The following is a 19,597-nucleotide window of genomic DNA, read 5'->3' on the forward strand; positions in this document are numbered from 1 at the left end:
CTTGGCGCTGCAATGAGAAAGTTAGTACAGATTTGTTTTGGGGTGTTAAAGCACCAAAGCGAATACCGATCTCAAGCAATTTAAATGAGTGTTTGAAATCGGTATAGAGAGATGGTATCTACAAAGGCCCACATAAAACCTACGGGTGATAACGTAGCGTTTGGCGATTGTTTATGTAGGTCGGACTTTAGTCCGACAACTATTAGCCGGCGATTAACGTGATGGGCCAGCAAGCACTGGTAGCGAGTATTATTTTCTCAATTGGCATTGAGGCAGAAGACGGTTAAATTTCATTTAACTTGATGGACTAAAGTCCAACCTACAAAGGCCCACATAAAACCTACGGGTGATAATGTAGCCTTGGGCAATTGTTTATGTAGGTCGGACTTTAGTCCGACAACTATTAGCAGGCGCTTATCCCGAGGGACTAAAATCCAAGCTAGATTACACTAACCAGTAACTTATGCTAACTTTATCAGTAAACAATTTATATAGGAGATTTTTGCATGCATTATGATGTTTTTAATGGCGATGCTGACGGCATTATTGCCCTGTTACAACTGCGCTTGGCTCAACCGAAAGCCTCAACACTGATCACTGGCGTTAAACGCGACATTCAATTATTACAGCAAGTACCTGTCGAACAGGCAACTTCTGTTACTGTGCTTGATATTTCTATGGAAAAAAACATTGTCGCTTTAGAGGCCTTGCTTGCCAATAATGTTGAGGTGTTTTATGTTGATCATCATCGCACGGGTGAAATACCGACCTCTGTACATTTAGATAAAATTATAGATATTGACGCCAATACTTGCACCAGTTTATTGGTGAATCAATATTTAGCTGGCAAATCTGCTTTATGGGCTATTGTTGGGGCTTTTGGCGATAATATGTTACGAGCGGCCGAGCAGTTAGCGCAGCAAGCTGGCTTGTCAGATAGCGAACAAGCTCAGCTGAAAAATTTAGGGATTTATATTAACTATAACGGTTACGGTCGCACGGTTGATGATTTACATATTGCCCCTGATGTTTTATTTACCACTTTATTGGGCTATCCAGACCCTTTTACCTTGATTAATGAAGCCAACTCTATTTTTGCCATTCTTGAGCAAGCCTACTTAAGCGACATGGCACAAGCTAAACAGGCGAACGTATTGCATGATGATGCAGCTTTGCAGCTTATTGAGCTTGAAGATGCCGCTTGGTCGCGCAGAGTCAGTGGGGTTTATGGTAATGAATTAGCCAATCAGGAGCCTGATAAAGCGCATGCGGTGATCACCTTAAATATTGATGCTAGTTACACGGTAAGCCTGCGTGCCCCTATTAATAATAAAGTGGGCGCTGGTGAACTTTGTGCACAATTTGACACCGGCGGTGGTCGAGCTGCCGCGGCGGGCATCAATCAACTACCGAAAGAAAAACTTGGTAAATTCATTGCGTTGGTGTCAAAATATTATCAATAGTTTACTTTCGGGTATTCAATAATAAATAGCATTAACCTTATAAGGATTTAAAGATGAGTTTGTTGATCACAGGCGGAACGGGCTTTATTGGTAGCCATACCGTTATTGAATTACTGGCGCTAGATAAAGACATTGTTATTGTTGATAATTTATCCAACTCTTCAACATTAGTGCTGGACCGTATTAAACAAATAACAGACAAGTCGGTAACCTTTATTCAAGCTGATATTTGTGATCGCCAAGCACTAAAGCAAGTATTTGAGCAACATAACATTGAAGCTGTAGTGCACTTTGCCGGTTTAAAAGCTGTGGGTGAGTCGAGTGTTAAGCCATTAAGTTATTATCATAATAATGTTTCTGGTTCGGTAACACTGTTGCAAGTTATGGCAGAGCATAACGTTAAAAACTTAGTGTTTAGTTCATCAGCAACTGTGTATGGTGAAAATAATCCCTCGCCACTTGATGAAACTATGCCAACGTCTGCGACCAATCCTTATGGTCAAACCAAACTGATGATTGAAAATATTCTCTTTGATCTAGCACGCAGTGACGAACAATGGTCAATCGCCTGTTTACGTTACTTTAATCCGATTGGCGCACACGAATCTGGTCTTATTGGTGAAAACCCTAATGGTATTCCGAACAATTTATTGCCTTACGTGTCACAAGTGGCTGTTGGCCGATTAGCGCAATTACAAGTTTTTGGTGACGATTATCAGACCCCCGATGGCACAGGCGTTAGAGATTATATTCATGTAGTAGACTTGGCCCAAGGGCATGTTAAAGCGTTAGAGGCATTAAGTGACATTAAAGGCTGTGTACCGATTAACTTGGGCACAGGTAATGGTACCTCGGTGTTAGAGATAGTTAACACTTTTCAAGAGATTTCAGGACAAGATATCCCGTATAACATTGCGCCACGCCGAGCCGGTGATATTGGCACCGTTTACGCTGATGCAAGTGTTGCGAAGACCTTACTCGACTGGCATGCAAAACTTGATTTAGCTACTATGATTACAGATACTTGGCGCTGGCAGTCTAAAAACCCCAATGGTTTTGAATAGCTAAATTACTGATTTTAATTCGAAGTAAAGCTGTTAGCTATCAGCTGTCAGCTCTCAGTAAAACCAAGCAGATATTAGCACGCTTGGCAGATGAATAATTGACAGCTGTATTTAAGCTTGATGGACTAAAGTCAAGCTAGATATAGCCTATGGGTGATAATGCAACTTTAGTTAATGTTTTCTAAGCACAATAATTACTGTACTGAATTTATTATAAACAAGGACGATTTATGCATAAAGGAATAATTTTAGCCGGCGGCAGTGGCACACGACTTTACCCACTCACGAAAGTTGTTAGTAAGCAGCTGATGCCTGTTTACGATAAACCTATGGTTTATTATCCACTTGCGACACTAATGCAAGCAGGTATCCAAGAAATACTCATCATATCAACACCAGAAGAAACCCACCGTTTTGAAGAACTATTAGGTGATGGCTCAAATTTTGGTATTACCCTCTCTTATAAAATTCAACCTAGCCCAGATGGCTTAGCCCAAGCCTTTATATTAGCTGAAGATTTTCTTAATGGCTCTGCGGCGGCTTTAGTACTTGGTGACAATATGTTTTATGGCCACGATTTGGTCAAGTCACTTAAAAATGCTAATGCACAATTAAGTGGTGGTACTGTATTTGGCTACCATGTGTCGAATCCAAGATCATATGGTGTGGTGGAGTTTGACGCGAACGGTACGGCAATATCTGTTGAAGAAAAACCTCAAGTGGCTAAGTCAAATTATGCGGTACCTGGTTTGTACTTTTTTGATGCTCGCGTAGTGCAATTAGCTAAAAATGTTAAGCCTTCAGCGCGCGGTGAATTAGAGATTACTGATGTGATTGAGCAGTATTTGCAAGCGGGTGAATTGAAGGTCGAAATTATGGGCCGTGGCACGGCTTGGCTTGATACCGGTACTCATGACGACTTACTCGCTGCAGCACAATTTATTGCCACTATTGATAAGCGCCAGGGTTTAAAGGTTAACTGCCCTGAAGAGGTTGCCTTTCGCAATGGTTGGTTAACTGAAGCAAAGCTGCGTGAAATTGCCCAGCCTTTACTTAAAAGTGGCTATGGCGAATATTTGATCAAGCTGATTGAAGAGCGTGTGTTTTAAAGGGCTTCTCTTCTGCTGTTCTCATTCATTTCTCCCTGTGAAATATGGCCTTATTTTTTTACAGGAAGGAAACAATAAGAAGCGAATGAGGTTTTTAACAAAAGAGCTTTTGGTTTTTATTTTATCTCCTTGTAGGGGCGACTTTAGTCGCTTTTTGGATTCATAATTAGGTTTTGCCACGGCGAATGAATTCGCCCCTACATAAGTTGATTTTGAAGTTTTGATGGGATTTTATGAATTATATTGATACTAGGATAGCCGACGTTAAAATTATTGAACCAAAAGTATTTGGTGATGAACGTGGTTTTTTTATGGAAACCTTCCGTGTTGATACGTTTAATGAGCATTGCTCTGAACATACTTTCGTACAAGACAACCACAGTAAATCGAGCCATGGTATTTTGCGCGGCTTGCATTACCAACTGAAAAACACTCAAGGTAAGTTAGTACGTGTTACCTCAGGTGAGGTTTATGATGTTGCGGTTGATATGCGTAAATCGTCGGCTACTTTCGGTCAGCATGTCGCCGTGGTGCTTTCTGGTGAAAATAAGCGTCAATTATGGGTGCCTGAAGGTTTTGCCCATGGTTTTTATGTCATGAGTGAGTCAGCAGAATTTGTTTATAAATGCACAGATTATTATGCGCCAGAGCATGAAGTGTCACTATTGTGGAATGATCCAGCGTTAAATATTCAGTGGCCGCTGGTTAATGGTCAAGCGCCTGTTTTAGCCGTAAAAGATGAAGTGGGGTTGTTGTTTAAAGATGCCCCCGCGTTTACTGCTTCGCTTACTTCCTTGTATACGTAAAGTCAGATAAAACCATGAAAATAATTGTTATAGGCAAGTCGGGTCAATTAGCTTGGGAGTTAAGTCAGTTTTCATCTCCCGAGCATGAAATACTCTGTTTAGGGCGTAATGATATTGACCTGCAAAATATTGCAGCAATCACTCATAGTTTACAGCAGCATAAAGCTGCGGGTGTTATAAATGCTGCTGCCTATACCGGCGTAGATAAGGCTGAAAGTGATGTTAACAATGCCTACGCCCTTAATGCTAAAGCGGTAGGTAATCTCGCGCAGGCGTGTAAAAATTTATCCTTGGCTTTTGTGCATATATCGACAGACTTTGTTTTTCATGGTGATAAAGGCGCGCCTTATTTACCTAAGGATGAAATACGGCCTTTAGGGATTTATGGCGCGAGTAAAGCTCAAGGTGAGCAGTTAATTACCAAGGTTTACCCAGAGCGAAGCACTATTATTCGCACGTCTTGGGTGTATTCAACGCACGGTAATAATTTTGTAAAAACTATGCTGAACTTAATGAATACCAAGCCTGAGCTTGGCATTATTAGTGACCAGGTAGGGTCGCCTACTTACGCGAAGGGCTTGGCTGCAGCTTGTATTGCAAGTTTAACGCACAATATCACAGGTATTCATCACTATACCGATACGGGTGTTGCCAGCTGGTTTGATTTTGCGGTCGCTATTCAAAATATGGGCTATGAACTGGGTTTATTAACTAAAAAAATACCCATCAAACCGATAACTACTGCCCAATACCCAACGCCGGCCAAACGGCCACATTATAGTGTGTTAGATAAAAGCAGTTTAATGCTTGCCTTGCCTGAGCTTTCGTTTGTTCACTGGCAAACACAGTTGGCCACTATGATGCATGCGTTAAAAGCAGAGCAGTCTTAATTTATTGTTTATTTATTATGTATTGCTCAGTGTTGATCGCTTATATATCAAATTTCTTAGAGAGTTGTTATGAAAAAATTATTAGTTACAGGTGGTGCAGGTTTCATAGGGGCTAACTTCGTACACTACTGGATGGCAAAGTATCCAGCCGATAAAGTTGTTGTACTTGATGCACTAACGTATGCAGGAAATATGGCTAATTTAGATAGTGTAAAGGATGAAGGAAACTTCACTTTTGTGCATGGCAATATTTGCGACCAAGGGTTAGTTGAAGCATTACTGATTGAACAGGGTATTGATACCTTGGTGCATTTTGCGGCAGAATCTCACGTTGACCGCTCAATTACTGGCCCTGATGCTTTTATTGAAACCAATATTATTGGTACCTATAGCTTACTTAAAGCGGCGAAAAAAGTTTGGTTAGACGGTGATGGTGTACTTGCCGAGCATCGTTTTCATCATGTGTCTACAGACGAAGTGTACGGCACGCTTTTAGCGACCGACCCTGCTTTTACAGAAGATACTGCTTACGCCCCCAATTCGCCTTATTCTGCCAGTAAAGCGGCAAGTGATCATTTGGTACGTGCTTATCACCATACTTATGGTTTAAATGTTACCACGAGTAACTGTTCAAACAATTATGGGCCGTTTCATTTTCCTGAAAAGCTTATTCCTTTAGTGGTTACTAACATTTTGCATAATAAAGCTTTGCCAATATATGGTGATGGCCAACAAATTCGTGACTGGCTATACGTTGAAGACCACGCTTATGGCATTGATTTAGTCTTACAAAATGGTCGAGTGGGTGAAAACTATAATATTGGTGGCGATAATGAATGGGCAAATATTGATATTGTTAAAACCATTTCAAAACTGGTAGAACAAGAATTTATTAAAAATAAAGCTTTAGCAACACGTTTTCCGAATGCAAAAGCGGCCATTGAGCAAAATACTGAATCACTTATTACTTATGTCAAAGACCGGCCTGGCCATGACCGTCGTTACGCTATTGACGCGACTAAAACCAATAATGAGTTAGGCTATCAACCTAAAGAATCATTTGAAACCGGTATCGCTAAAACGGTTGCTTGGTATTTAGATAATGAATCCTGGTGGCAGAGTGTGATGGATGGCTCATACCAAAATTGGATAGCAGAGCAATACTCGTCAACTTAAGTCTATAAGCTTTGACGAGGCTATTTTATCTAAATACTATCTTAAATTTAACGCTGAAGAAGACGTGGATATTTATATGTCTTTAAAAATCTGATATTTTTGAATAGCCTTTTTGAATAACCAAACACTGTTTATTCTTGATTAGTATTTATGCCACAGGTAGTTAAATTGCATTTAACTCGATGGACTAAAGTCCAACCTACATAAAAAATACAGGTGATAATGCAACCTTGGGCGGTTGTTTTGTCGATCGGATTTCAGTCCGTCAGCTGTTAAGCAGTTGATTTACGTGATCGGCAATCAACCATTTACAGCTGAGTCTTGTTTTTTCAGTCGTCATTTGTGCCAAAGAGAGTTAACTGAAAGCTGATCGCTATTTTTACTGACAGCTATCTATGCCACGCCTTTAAATTTTTGTTAAGTGATGACTAATAATTGGCAAGTTTTTGTTCGTCTGCCCAAGCGATTGCTTGATTATAGCTTTTAAGGACAGTGGCTTTGTTTAAGCCAAGCTTGGCCATGACTATGTTGGTTTTTGACCACTCGGCTCGTTCAATAAACTCTAACAGCATAATTAAGGCCGCCATATCACCTTTACGGGTTAATAACGTGTCTTTGATTTCTTGAGCTAGTGGCAACTTGGTGAGAATATTGGCTAAGTCTTCGTCAACAATGGCATCAATTAACGACAATAAACCGGTTAAAAAGGCAATTGAGCTATCTAGTGGTGATTTAATTTCACTGGCCATTAAATCACAAAATTTTGCTCGGATCATAGCCTCGTTAATAAGTTCAGATGGCTTATCAGGATTAATATTTGCTGCAAACATTAAACCCAGAAAACGTATTAATTCAGCTGAGCCTAATATAACAAGTGCTTGTTTAATCGTTGAAATATCAGTGCGACGTTTGAAAATTGCTGAGTTAGCATAACGCAGTAGTTTGTAGGACAAAGTAACATCGCGTTCAAAAACTGATGTAATACTGGCAAGGTCTAACTCTTTTTTTGAGGTTTCATAGAGGAGTTCTGCCATTGCTATTTGTGATGGCGATAGACTTTTGGTTTTTATCATCTCAGGCTTAGCGAAAAAGAAGCCTTGAAATAATTCAAAATCTAACGCTAATGCTTGGTTATATTCTTCGTAGGTTTCAACTTTTTCTGCCAGCAATTTAATGTGCGGAAAATCTTTAATGGCAGCTTTTACAATTTCTATGGTGTCTAATGTGGTGATTTGCCAGTCAATTTTAATGATGTGTATAAAAGGATAAAAGTGCTGCCATACAGATTGATGAATATAATCATCTAACGCGATAGTATAGCCTTTTTTATGTAAATCTTTGCATATCGATAATAACTTTTTACCTGGCTTTACGGTCTCTAAAATTTCAACAACCACTTCTTCTGGTGTTAATGTTTCTGGATAACCTTTAATGAGGGTTTCTAAAGTAAAATTAATAAAGGCAGGTTTATTGCCAGTAAATTCACTAATGCCAAGATTAAAGTTACTGGCTTCAATAATTTTTGTTGTCGCTTCGTCACCATCAATATCGGGGAAAACATTGATGATGCTATCGCGAAACAACAATTCGTAGGCAAATAGATTTTTATCTATATCTAATATTGGCTGCCTAGCTGCGTAAAAGTACATTCAAATTCCTAATTAATCCTATGTTATAAAAAATAATTTTAGTTTTTTTATTTAGTATTATTGTTTAGTTAACTTAATTTTCACATTAGCTGATTCATTTATAACACAAATAATTGTTAATACTTACGAAAAACATGGAATCAATTATTAACTAAGCCTATTATTGTTGTTCACGTTCAATTGAGTAGCAATGTGCTATATATTTGAACAGTTTTAATACCAAACAAATCAATGACCGTTAAGTGATAAAATAAATTGGTTCGATTGGTATAATGTTTTTCGGAGGTTAAATGGCTGTAGGAACGATGATTTCATTGGCACTATACTTTGTTGTTATGTTGGGAATAGGTATTTATGCCTATAGAAAATCAACTAGCGATGTATCTGGTTTTATGCTTGGGGGACGTAGTTTAGGACCTGGGGTAACAGCGCTTTCTGCCGGGGCCTCTGACATGAGCGGTTGGATGCTAATGGGTGTACCCGGGTTAATGTTCACAGTAGGCTTGAGCAGTGCTTGGATTTCTTTTGGTTTAGTCCTAGGTGCTTATTTAAATTACCTTATCGTAGCACCAAGATTAAGAACTTATACCGAGATGGCAAATGATTCGATTACTTTGCCCGATTTTTTCGAAAATCGCTTTGCTGATAGCTCACACGCACTTCGCATCACCTCTTCGATTGTTATTATTTTATTTTTTACCTTATATACTTCTTCAGGCATTGTTGCCGGTGGTAAATTATTTGAAAGTTCGTTTGGTCTAACCTATGAAGTAGGTTTATATATTACCGCTGGTGTTGTTGTACTTTATACACTTTTCGGTGGTTTTTTAGCTGTGAGTCTGACTGATTTTGTACAAGGCTGTATTATGTTTGTTGCCTTGGTGCTTGTGCCCATTGTCGCGATCTCTGATGTTGGAGGTACTGACGCTATGATGCAAGCTATTGAAAAAGTCGACCCTGCCTTCATAGACTTATTTAGTGGTGTCACTATTATCACCATAATTTCTGCCATGGCATGGGGATTAGGTTATTTTGGTCAGCCTCACATTATTGTACGCTTTATGGCTATTCGTTCGGTAGAAGATGTACCGGCAGCGAGAAGAATTGGTATGAGTTGGATGATCGTTTCATTGTGTGGTGCTATGGCTACGGGTCTTGCCGGTGTGGCTTACGCGGCTAAAGTAGGCTTGGTAGTTGATGATGCGGAAACAATATTTATCTTATTAGGGCAGGTACTGTTTCACCCTCTTATCGCTGGCTTTATTCTAGCGGCGATTCTAGCGGCGATTATGAGCACCATTTCTTCGCAATTATTGGTGACATCAAGTTCATTAACGGGCGATATTTATCAAGCCTTTTTGAATAAGAACGCTAGTGAAAAGCAATTAGTCTTGGTTGGCCGAATATCAGTCGCCTTGGTAGCCATTGTCGCTATTTTTCTTGCTTACGATAGAGAAAGCTCAATATTAACTTTAGTCAGTAATGCCTGGGCCGGTTTTGGTGCTGCATTTGGACCCTTGGTTATTATGAGTTTGTATTGGAAGAAAATGAATCGACATGGTGCATTAGCCGGTATGTTGACCGGAGCTATTACCGTTTTAGTGTGGATATATGCACCTATAACGCTAAATGGTCAGCATCTTAGTGATGTGATGTATGAAATTGTACCTGGCTTTATTATGGCAAGTATCGCTATTGTATTGGTTAGTCGCTTAACAACCAAAGAGCAACCAGAAATCGAAAAATTATTTGATGAGGTTGTTGCTAAACATAGTTAAAACTAAAATAAACTGATATAGATAGCGTTGAGTTTTAAGTTATTAGCTGTCAGTAAAACTTTAAATAGTTTTAAGTAAGTTATAGAAGCCGTTAATTCATGTTAACGGCTTTTTTTTGTTATTTTTTTTCTGAGCAATAGTTTTTTAAGCTGACGGCTTTAATCTCTATCTATTGTTAAATCGTGGAATTTAAACCCAAGCCATTAAGTTAGCTCTCACTTAGCGCTTGCCAGAGCTTTTAGAATAAATAGCATTTTGTATAGTGACTAACTATACAACAAAACTATGGGCGGTGATCGAAGCGCGAGGGAACGGCAAAAGAGTGCGTTTAAAGGCGACTTAATATGCGGTGTTTACTATTTGATAAGGAGCTAATAAGGTTGTTATTAGCCACTCATAGCGGCACAACACTAGTACGTTGATGTACAAAGGGTGAAGAACATTGGGGCAACGTATTAGCAGTGAACGAGCATAACTATTATCTTGATGAAATTTGGGTAACCGCTCTAATTGGCCTCAGATGCAAGCTATCAATGTCGTAGCAATCAACACATGGATGTAGGTATTCAGGCTCAGTCTGAAACGACGAACCTGTAATCTAAGTTTTTTTAAGTTGGCTAAGAGGTAAGGGATTTATTGGCATGAGTATCAGTTTGACGACTAAATTGACCAAGTAATATGATCACTCACTCGTTCTTGCCATTGCTTTATAGGCTCGTTCTTATCTCCTACTACAATGATATTTGAATGATTAAAGTTTAATGACCGACCTTGTAACTTATCATTAGCAAAATTAGCAACAAACTTAATGTCTTTGTCATCGGGTAAAATAAAAATATTGACCGGACTTGATTGACCTTGAAACACTAAATGCAGGCTGTTACTGCCATTAAAACGACAATAATCAGCGAAGATTAAGTTACCCAAGGTACTATCAAAACTGCCCTTAAATGTCGCCATTTTCTCATTTAATGAGGCCAGTGTTACCCTTGGTTGATCATTGTTAGAGAAGTGCGATGCTTCATAATTAACATGCGCGATAGCATAGTCACCCAAGTTTTTATAGGTGTTAGAAAACATCATAAAGTTAACGGTTAAGCCCATCACCAGAGCAACAGATGCTGCCATCGACAAACGCACACGTGTTTTACGTTTTTGTTGCTGATGGCTAGCAAAAGTTTGGCGTAAAATTAACTTATTAGCTAAATCTTCAGGCACGGGGATATGCATGGCTTGAGCGATTTTATGTTCTAATGTGTCAAGTTCTTGCGAAAATTTTTGTTTTGCGGAATCACTTTTAATCGCGGCCTTGATAGCATCATCACGGTTATTTGGCTCTGCTAGCATACTGCGTCTAAATTTTAAGTCATCCATTGTGTAGACCTCTTAATTTTGGCTCGTCGTCTACGGCCTCTTTCAATTGATTGCGTGCACGAAATAATCGTGTCATCACGGTATTTTTATTGAGTGACAAGATGCTGGCAATTTCTTCACCACTGAAACCACCAATTACCTGTAAAACTAAGGGTTCACGATATTCTTCAGGCATTTTTGCTATTTTTTCCCGTAACCAGTAGTTTTCAATTTCCTGTTCGCTACTGGTGGCTTTGACATCGGCAATAGTGGCTTCTTCATATTCGCTCATGTCAAAACGCTTACGCTCAAAACGACGAGCGTTTTCTCTGCGCAAAATAGTGATTAACCATGACTTTGCCGCCTTTTCGTCTTTCAACGAGTCAAGCGCGCGCCATGCACGTAAAAATGTTTCTTGCACTAAGTCTTCGGCAATATGCTTATCGTGGCATAACCAGTAGCCATATCGATATAAATCTGCATGTAATGCTTTAACGAGTGCTTCGTATCTAACTTGTTTTGTCGCCATGTTGTAAAAGACCTGAGGCTTTGTCATTTTATTTCACACAAAAGCATTTATTTACATAGTCCCACTATAGCTCAAATAACTGCTTGAAATTTAATTGAATTAACTTTTTCTAGATGTAGCTGTTGTTAAAAAATTTTTAAGTCAAAAGTGATGTTTTTTAGTGGTAGGTTTTTAGTGTTAAGTTATTAGCGCTAGGTTTTTTGGCTCTTTGAGGTTAATCGTTTGCTTAACGCTTAACGGATTAAAGCCTGACCGAGAAAAAATCGGCCAAGGTTGCATTGTCACTCGAAGTTTTTCTGTAGATTGGACTTTAGTCCATTAAGTTAAATAAAATTTAACTATCTTTGACACAAAAGCCGACCTTGAATAGGTCGGCTTTATTTATGTTGAACAGGTGATTTCAATAACGTTAATGTAGATAAGCTTAATTGCTAGACGCTGCTAAGGATTAATACTGATATCAACCTCGGATGACTTGCTGAGTTTGATTTTATTCAGAGCTTGAATGGCAAGGCTCAGCTTGTTGCCTGACCAAGCACTTGGATTTTTTCCATAATAGCTTTGTTGCAACTCAATAATAGCGTTAGACAGTGCGGGGTCGTTAAAATAATCGTGCAATGAGTCAAGTGTTGTTAGTACTTGGCTTTGATTATCGCCTAATGATTGTGATTGAGAGCGTGCCCATGGCAGCAAACATGCTAAGGCTAATTCGCCATTATTCTTCTTACAGGCAGCTAAAATAGCAAGATGAGCATTACTGACCTTGGTGTTAGTTTCACTATTGGCTTGCTTAGGCTTAAAAGGGCGCTTTGCTGTTATATACCAAGCTAATAAGGTGAGCAGCCATAAGGCTAGAAATAGCCATTGCAAGAAGGTGTTTTGCTGAATGATTACGCTTTCTACAACTTTTGGTGTGGTTGGGTTTTCAAAATTCATGCGCGGTGGTTGCTGCTGCATGGTACTTGGTGCTATATCAGCGTTGGGTAATACGATGATTTTTTGCCCTGCTATTGTGGCTATTTCTGCTTTATTAGTGACGGTATTCCACCAAGGAATACTAATTTTGGGTAACTGATATTCACCGGCTTTACTGGCAACAATAGCAAAGTTAACCACTTTTTGGCTGACTAAACGTTCATTGTTTAGGCCGGTATGCAGTTTAGCTTGATCTGGGTACACTTTAAGTCCTTGCGGAACTTGCATGGTAATTTCAGGTAGTTGCTCCTCTGAAAGCCCTACTGCGGTAAGTGTAATGGTGCGAGTGATCGGTTCGCCCACTTTAAATTTTCTTGGCGCGGGTTGAAACTCTTGCTGCAAAGCGAATAATTCGCTGGGCAACCATAACCCGCTAACTTGCGCTGGAATAGCTTTAACCGTTAACGCTATATCGTCACCTACCACACTAACCGGTTTAGTATCGGCAAAACTTAAAAAGTTAGATCGCCTTGCCGAGGCTATGATGATCTCGCCAGAAAAAACCGGTGCTTTTAATATCATATCACCGCTTTTTTGTGGGCTAATGGCGTACACGCGTTCAATAACACGATAACGTTTGCCTTTGATAATACTTTCTGATTCTTTGTCTTTGCCAATTTGTAAAATATTGGCGCTGACTAGGCTGGGCTCGCTCAAACTGCCACGCTTTAATTCTGCAGCGAAGTGTAGTTTTACGGTTAACGTGATTTGCTGCTGAACATATAAGTCGGTGGCAGAGGCTTGTGTGGTGATAAACAGGTCTTGCTGGTTTGCAGTGGCTGATTCGTTTGCCGCTAGTGAATTAATGGTGATGACTTGGGTTTTGAAACCATTAATGTCAAACGCGGGTATCACTAGCTCACCTGAACTTCGAGGTATTAACACCGTATTCCATGTGGTGGTGCGTGTGGTGTCAAAATTGATCATGCTAGTTTGTGAGCTAACCGATGTTCTACCGACAATAAAGTCAGTTAATAGTGCTGATGTATCTAAGGCGTTTGCGTTAACATCATCATCGGCGGTAATGGTTAATATTAACGATTCATTAGCCATGGTCAGGTTTTTATCAACCGATGCGCTGACTTTTGTTAATGCGTAGCTATGACATGATAATAAAATAGCCAACAAAGAAATTATAACTTTTACCACTTTTTCTTAACTCCTACATTTCGACGATCTTGACTACGTTTTTGATACTCTAACTGCATTTTATTTCTCAGTAACATATAGGGGTCATCAGTGACTTTGTTGAGTAATTGTTGATGTTTTTGTTCGGTTTCTTTGGCCAATTGTTCGGCTAACTCTTTGGCTGCTAGGCTTTGTGCATCGCTTGAATCTTCAGGGGCTTTCGCTTCTTGTGCATTTTTAGCTTGCTGTTGTTTATCGCGGTCAGTTTCTTGCTGATTTTTTTGCTCTTGGCCTTCTTCAGCATCTTTTTGCGCAGAAGATTCATCTTGTTCGCCTGGCTCTTGTTTATCTGAGTTCTGTTGATTTTGCTGCTGCTGTTCGCTGTCTTGGCTGTCACTGTTCTGGCTTTGGCTGTCTTGACTGTCACCGTCTTGGTTTTCACCTGGTTGATCATTGTCTTGCTGGTCATTGTTTTGTTGATCATTTTTCTGTTCTTCGTCACCAGATTCTTGCTCTTGCTGTTCTTGTTGTTGCTTTAACTTTTCAAGCAAGGCTTTATTCGCTTTTGCATCGGCTAAGTTTGGATCGCGCTGTAAGGCTTGTTCATAGGCCGCTATTGCATCGTCAAATTTTTCTAATTTAGCTAAAGCATTACCTTGATTAAATAGCGCCTCTGCGGTGTTTTCTTGTTTAAATGCGGCTAAGGCTTGTTGGTAATCACCGGCTTTGTAGTAGGCACTACCTTGCCATAGTGGGTTTTTAAATTGTTCTGCTGCTTGCTGATATTGCTCACTGTTAAAGTGCGCTTGACCTTGTTGATCTTTAGTTTTCCAAAGATCTTGCCAAATATCAGCCTGAGCCTGGTTATTGGGTATTAACATTAAAGCGAACGGCAGGGTTGCCAGTAGTGCGCCACGTCTAAAATAACTTAACACCATAGGCAGAATTAATAACAGTAAGTAGGGGCCAAACTCTTGCCATTGATCGCCGGTATTTTCACTGGCTTTGGTGTTGTCAGTGTCCATGTCAGTGCTGAGCGGTTTGAAGGTCAGTCGTTCAATATCCTTGTTGTTCTGGGTCAGGGTGGCGTAGTTGCCTCTACCGCGTTGGGCTAAGCCCTGTAAAGCTTGCACTGTTAACTTAGGCACAATAATCGCGCCATTGTCATCTTTCATCAGTTCGCCATTACTGAGTTTAATGGGCGCGCCAGTTTTTGTACCAATGCCAAGAATATTAAGCCGATAAGGATGATCGCGTGACCATTGGGTTATATCTTGAATATCAATATTATCGATACCGTCAGTGAACCAATAAATATCGCCGTCTTTATGACCGGCATTGATTAACATTTCATTGGCCAGTGCCAATGCGGCAAATGGGTTGCTACCCAACACCGGCATAAGTTCCGGGCTTAATGAGGGTAAAAGTAATTTTATGTTATTGCTGTCATCGGTTAACGGACTAATATTAAAAGCATCACCCGCATAGGCAATAAGACCGATTTCACCGTCTTTAATACTATCGAGTAAATCTATGGCTTTATAACGTGCGCGTGTTAGGCGATTAGGAGCAACGTCGGTGGCATACATAGAGTACGACATGTCCATGATCAACACTGAGCCTTGTGCTACTTGATAAACCGGCTGTGGTAGTTTTTGCCAACTCGGTCCTGCCATGGCTAAAATTGACAGTAAGCCGATTAAAAACGGCAGCAGCAATGAGTTAGATTTTGCTTTAGCGTTACCTTGCACTAATACTTTTGCTAAATGTGCCGGTAGCAGTTGCTGCCAACCTGACTGCTTAACACGCAATTTTTTTAACATAAACAGCATTAAAAATAAGCCAATTATGCTTAATAGCCAGAGCGGGCGAATAAAATGAAAGTCAGCCATATTAATCCGTCACTCCGGTTGCTGCTTTTTTGTTGAGGAAAAATCGACCATTGGAGATGCTCTTAGTTAACAACGTGAGTAAGCTTATCAGCAAGGCTAAGCCTAAAGGCCAGTGGAACAAAGCGGTTAAAGGTCGCATTTGTTGTTGTTCTTGTTCTACGGGTTCAAGAGCGTCCAATAGTTGATAAATTTCACTCATGTCTTCACTGGCGCGAGCGCGAAAATAATAACCACCGGTTTCATCAGCCAGACGTTGTAAAGACTCTTCATCAAGATCACTTGAAGGGTTGACGCGACGAGCGCCAAATAATGAGTTTTGCACCATAACATCAGCGCCAATACCAATAGTGTATATGGTGATGTTTTTTGCTACAGCTAATTCAAGCGCTTGGTCGGGGGTAATTTTACCCGCGGTATTTTGACCATCGGTGAGTAACAATAAAACCCTATTTGATTCTTTCTTTTCATCAAAGCGTTTAACCGCAAGTGCGATAGCGTCACCAATCGCAGTTTTTTTGCCGACTAAGCCCAACACTGTTTCATCAAGCATTTGTTGCACGGTTTTACGATCAAAGGTCATCGGCGTTTGCATATAAGCATCGTCAGCGAATAAGATCAAACCTAACCTGTCACCACTGCGTCGTGCGATAAATTCACCTAGTAATTGCTTTAACATATCAAGACGATTAACGCTGCGGCCATTGAGGCTCATGTCTTCTACTTGCATACTGCCGGATAAATCAACCGCGATCATCATCTCGCGCCCTTCAGTGGGCACATTGACAGATTCACCCAGCCATTGTGGTTGAGTGCTCGCTAGTACCAGTAACAGCCAAGTAAGGCTGAGTATGAGTATTGATGACTTCTTCTTTTCGGGGGCAAACTCTGGTGTCTGAATACCTTTAATGATGGTGGGCATTCTAAGTGGCGCGGCTTGTACTTGTTTTTTAGCCGGTAACCAATAGACAAGTAACGGTAGTGGTAGGGCGATTAAGGCCCAGAGGAAATCAAAATGGATCATGATTTTTCTCCGTCATTTTCAAGCACTACGTTAGCTGATTTATCTGCTGCTGGGCTGTTATGCAAGGTAGTTTTTGCGTTTTTAATTATTGCAGGCGCTAACCTAGCTAACTCTTTTTTGGGTGGTAAAGCATGGCTAAGCCATAATTTCGCTGCATTTGAAAATTCAGCCGATATTATATTTGCTGTAGTACTTGTTGTAGTACTTACCGCAGTACTTTGGTAAACAGAAACAAAGTGTTCGGCGCTAAGTTCAGTAAATTCTTGCTGATGCTTAGGGGGTAATGTGGCAATTAAAAAGCTTTTAAAAGCATGGCCAGTTAAGTGTGCGACTTGTGGTCGTGGAAAGTATTGTAAAGCCGCCCATTTTAGTAAGGCTACCATAGCGCTGATGTCAGTCGCTGTTGATAATTGTTTGAGTGCCATTTTTTGCGCCTGACGTTTAATCATGGCTTGTCGCAGTTTTAATAGGCCATAAATGATTAAGGCTAAAACAATAACGGCTAAAAGCCACCAACCTGGTGCGATAGGATAACCGTGCACATTGGCCGGTAGATGAATATCACTTAATTGTGCTAGCGGATCCATGACGCTACTCCTCGATGTAATTGAGTTTCGAGTGCTTCACTGGCACAAAAGTGCAGTAAGCGCACGCCAGCTTTAGTTAGTTTTTCTTCTTTGGTGTTACTTAAACTCAGGGCCTGTTGATGATATTTTTCTGCCAGTGCTGGGTCACCGAGTATTAATTGTTGACGCTCATCATTATCACCACCATTAGTGATGCCAACGCTGATTTTATGTTTACTTTCTGGCAGTTTTTGTTCGAGTGGATCGCTGAGCAAGCAAACGACTAATTCACAATGTCGAGTAATATGAGCTAAATGGCGCACCGCTTCATCCGTGAGATTAAAGGCATCGGTGATCAGATAAACTAAGCTACCGGGTTTAGCGAGTTGGCGTAGGCGAGCACAGTTTTGTTCAAAGGCTAATATTGCTTGTTCACGGTTTAAGGGGTCGCTAGCAATAGTTAAAGAATCCGCGTGTTTCTGGACTAACGCATGCAAGTAATGCAGCACACCTTGTTGCCTGCTACGGGGTTTTAATTCTTGGTGATTGTGTTGGTTAAAAACAATACCGCCAATGCGATCGCCGCGTGACTTGGCATGCCAAGCCACTAAGGCTGCAACATGTGCTGCTTGCACTGATTTAAAAAGTAAACGGCTACCAAAAAGCATGCTGGTGCTTAAGTCGGTGGCAATAAGCACGGGTCGTTCCACTTCTTCATGAAATAATTTTGTGTGTGTTTTTCCTGTGCGAGCCGTCACCCGCCAGTCAATAGCGCGAATGTCGTCACCATTTTGATAATGGCGAACTTCATCAAACTCCATGCCTCGACCTTTGCTGCGGGCGAGATAATTGCCTGACATTTTGCCACGTAAACTTTTTGAGGCGGCTAAATTAATGAGTGAGCTTTTAGCCTGATAACGAATTAACTCTTCAATGGTTAATTCGATGCCATTACTGACCAGTTCATTAAGCAACAATTGCGGGTTGTTTTGCTCGGTCGATTTTTTTTGATTAAACCACATAAAGGTAACTTGCGCTTAGGCAACCGCCACTAAGCTGAGTAAGTGATCAAGTAGTTGATTACTACTGATACCTTCTGCTTCAGCTTGATAAGTCATTATTATCCGGTGACGCAATACGTTGTGAAAAACCGCTTGAACATCTTCAGGGCTAACAAAGTCTCGGTTATTTAGCCAAGCTCTTGCTCGTGCACAGCGGTCAAGTGCGATAGTAGCGCGCGGGCTAGCACCGTAGGCAAGCCATTGTTTTAATTTGTCGTCGTACTTTTCTGGATGACGAGTTGCCATGATCAAATCAACGATATAGTTTTCCACCGCTGGCGCCATATGAATTTGCATGGTTTCTTTGCGAGCAGCAAAAATATCAGCCTGAGTCATTTTTTCAATGGTTTTTGTTGCTACTTTTAATGCTTCACCGCGGTTAAGTTTTAAAATTTCTAACTCACTAGCGGCATCAGGGTAATCGATTTCAACATGCATCAAAAAACGGTCAAGCTGCGCTTCAGGCAGCGGATAAGTGCCTTCTTGCTCAATCGGGTTTTGTGTTGCCATAACTAAAAATAATTCAGGTAAGGGGTAAGTATTGCGGCCCACCGTAATTTGGCCTTCCGCCATCGCCTCTAATAAGGCAGACTGAACTTTTGCCGGCGCGCGGTTTATTTCATCGGCTAAGACTAAGTTACGAAATAATGGTCCGGGTTGAAAAACAAAGGTACCATCTTCAGGGCGATAGATATCTGTGCCGGTTAAATCTGCTGGTAATAAATCAGGGGTAAACTGAACGCGATGAAAGTCTGCTTCGATACCTTGCGCTAATGCGTTAACTGCACGAGTTTTTGCTAAACCCGGAGGACCTTCTACAATAAGATGTCCATCAGCTAAAAGCGCTATCAGTAAGTTTTCAACAAGGGCGTGCTGTCCAATAATTTGTGAAGATAAATGTTCTTTTAATGAGGAAAAGTGTTCAATAGCCATAGTTTATCGTTCTTATTGATTAAAAAAGTTTAAGTCAGCAGGTCTGACACATAAGTAGATATAAGGTTCAGCTTTTAAAAAAACAACCACCATGACAAAATTGTAGGGTTTTTTCTTTATCTTTTTAGTTACTTGGTGTGTTCTCGGTATGTTCAGAATATAAGTTTGCTTAAATTTTGAAGCTAATGATTGAATTATTTCTAT

Annotated in this window: 16 protein-coding genes; 7 read left to right on the plus strand and 9 right to left on the minus strand. The window is 40.4% G+C overall.

Annotation, left to right across the window (positions count from 1 at the left end; translation table 11 throughout):
- The first annotated feature begins 506 nt into the window (after positions 1-506).
- From H4J65_RS02645 to rfbB, 6 genes are all read left to right on the plus strand, one after another.
- Entirely contained in the window at positions 507-1,463 is a 957-nt protein-coding gene (locus H4J65_RS02645) for a DHHA1 domain-containing protein (RefSeq protein ID WP_182195148.1), read from the plus strand.
- A gap of 53 nt (positions 1,464-1,516) precedes the next feature.
- The gene (gene galE, locus H4J65_RS02650) at positions 1,517-2,527 is read left to right on the plus strand and encodes a UDP-glucose 4-epimerase GalE (RefSeq protein ID WP_182195151.1); all 1,011 of its coding nucleotides are present in this window, start codon (positions 1,517-1,519) and stop codon (positions 2,525-2,527) included.
- 230 nt (positions 2,528-2,757) lie between these two features.
- Complete coding sequence (rfbA, locus tag H4J65_RS02655) at positions 2,758-3,636, plus strand: glucose-1-phosphate thymidylyltransferase RfbA (RefSeq protein ID WP_182138275.1); 879 nt, start codon at positions 2,758-2,760, stop codon at positions 3,634-3,636.
- 233 nt (positions 3,637-3,869) lie between these two features.
- Positions 3,870-4,442: a dTDP-4-dehydrorhamnose 3,5-epimerase gene (rfbC, locus tag H4J65_RS02660; RefSeq protein ID WP_182195156.1), complete on the plus strand. Its 573-nt coding sequence runs from the start codon at positions 3,870-3,872 to the stop codon at positions 4,440-4,442.
- A gap of 14 nt (positions 4,443-4,456) precedes the next feature.
- Entirely contained in the window at positions 4,457-5,332 is an 876-nt protein-coding gene (gene rfbD / locus H4J65_RS02665; protein ID WP_182195160.1) for a dTDP-4-dehydrorhamnose reductase, read from the plus strand.
- 69 nt (positions 5,333-5,401) lie between these two features.
- On the plus strand, positions 5,402-6,508 hold the full coding sequence (gene rfbB, locus H4J65_RS02670) for a dTDP-glucose 4,6-dehydratase (RefSeq protein ID WP_182195163.1): 1,107 nt from the start codon (positions 5,402-5,404) through the stop codon (positions 6,506-6,508).
- Between the two features lie 428 nt (positions 6,509-6,936).
- Here the strand turns inward: rfbB and H4J65_RS02675 are convergent, their stop codons facing one another.
- Complete coding sequence (locus tag H4J65_RS02675) at positions 6,937-8,157, minus strand: EAL and HDOD domain-containing protein (protein WP_182138279.1); 1,221 nt, start codon at positions 8,155-8,157, stop codon at positions 6,937-6,939.
- A gap of 290 nt (positions 8,158-8,447) precedes the next feature.
- Here H4J65_RS02675 and putP point away from each other — a divergent pair, with 290 nt between their 5' ends.
- Positions 8,448-9,935, plus strand: coding sequence for a sodium/proline symporter PutP (gene putP, locus H4J65_RS02680; RefSeq protein ID WP_182195166.1), 1,488 nt, complete (start codon positions 8,448-8,450; stop codon positions 9,933-9,935).
- A gap of 660 nt (positions 9,936-10,595) precedes the next feature.
- Here putP and H4J65_RS02685 read toward each other — a convergent pair.
- The 8 genes from H4J65_RS02685 to H4J65_RS02720 all read right to left on the minus strand — a co-directional run bounded on the left by H4J65_RS02685 (position 10,596) and on the right by H4J65_RS02720 (position 19,393).
- A complete protein-coding gene (locus H4J65_RS02685; RefSeq protein WP_182138281.1) occupies positions 10,596-11,309 on the minus strand; it encodes a DUF3379 family protein in 714 nt (237 codons plus the stop codon).
- Positions 11,302-11,817, minus strand: coding sequence for a sigma-70 family RNA polymerase sigma factor (locus H4J65_RS02690; RefSeq protein WP_259367490.1), 516 nt, complete (start codon positions 11,815-11,817; stop codon positions 11,302-11,304). Before H4J65_RS02690 ends, H4J65_RS02685 begins: the two co-directional genes overlap by 8 nt.
- A 441-nt stretch (positions 11,818-12,258) precedes the next feature.
- On the minus strand, positions 12,259-13,941 hold the full coding sequence (locus tag H4J65_RS02695; RefSeq protein WP_310649908.1) for a BatD family protein: 1,683 nt from the start codon (positions 13,939-13,941) through the stop codon (positions 12,259-12,261).
- Positions 13,935-15,812: a vWA domain-containing protein gene (locus tag H4J65_RS02700; RefSeq protein ID WP_182195172.1), complete on the minus strand. Its 1,878-nt coding sequence runs from the start codon at positions 15,810-15,812 to the stop codon at positions 13,935-13,937. The genes H4J65_RS02695 and H4J65_RS02700 overlap by 7 nt, the downstream gene beginning before the upstream one ends.
- A gap of 1 nt (position 15,813) precedes the next feature.
- On the minus strand, positions 15,814-16,833 hold the full coding sequence (locus H4J65_RS02705; RefSeq protein WP_182195175.1) for a VWA domain-containing protein: 1,020 nt from the start codon (positions 16,831-16,833) through the stop codon (positions 15,814-15,816).
- Complete coding sequence (locus H4J65_RS02710; RefSeq protein ID WP_182195178.1) at positions 16,830-17,420, minus strand: DUF4381 domain-containing protein; 591 nt, start codon at positions 17,418-17,420, stop codon at positions 16,830-16,832. Before H4J65_RS02710 ends, H4J65_RS02705 begins: the two co-directional genes overlap by 4 nt.
- Positions 17,408-18,421 (minus strand): DUF58 domain-containing protein, encoded by a 1,014-nt coding sequence (locus tag H4J65_RS02715; RefSeq protein WP_182195181.1) that lies wholly within the window; start codon positions 18,419-18,421, stop codon positions 17,408-17,410. The genes H4J65_RS02710 and H4J65_RS02715 overlap by 13 nt, the downstream gene beginning before the upstream one ends.
- A gap of 15 nt (positions 18,422-18,436) precedes the next feature.
- Positions 18,437-19,393 carry a MoxR family ATPase gene (locus H4J65_RS02720; RefSeq protein ID WP_182195184.1) on the minus strand — a complete coding sequence of 319 codons (957 nt, stop codon included), beginning with the start codon at positions 19,391-19,393 and terminating at the stop codon, positions 18,437-18,439.
- Positions 19,394-19,597 lie beyond the last annotated feature (204 nt).

Source organism: Colwellia sp. MB02u-9 (genome assembly GCF_014077085.1).
GTDB lineage: Bacteria > Pseudomonadota > Gammaproteobacteria > Enterobacterales > Alteromonadaceae > Cognaticolwellia.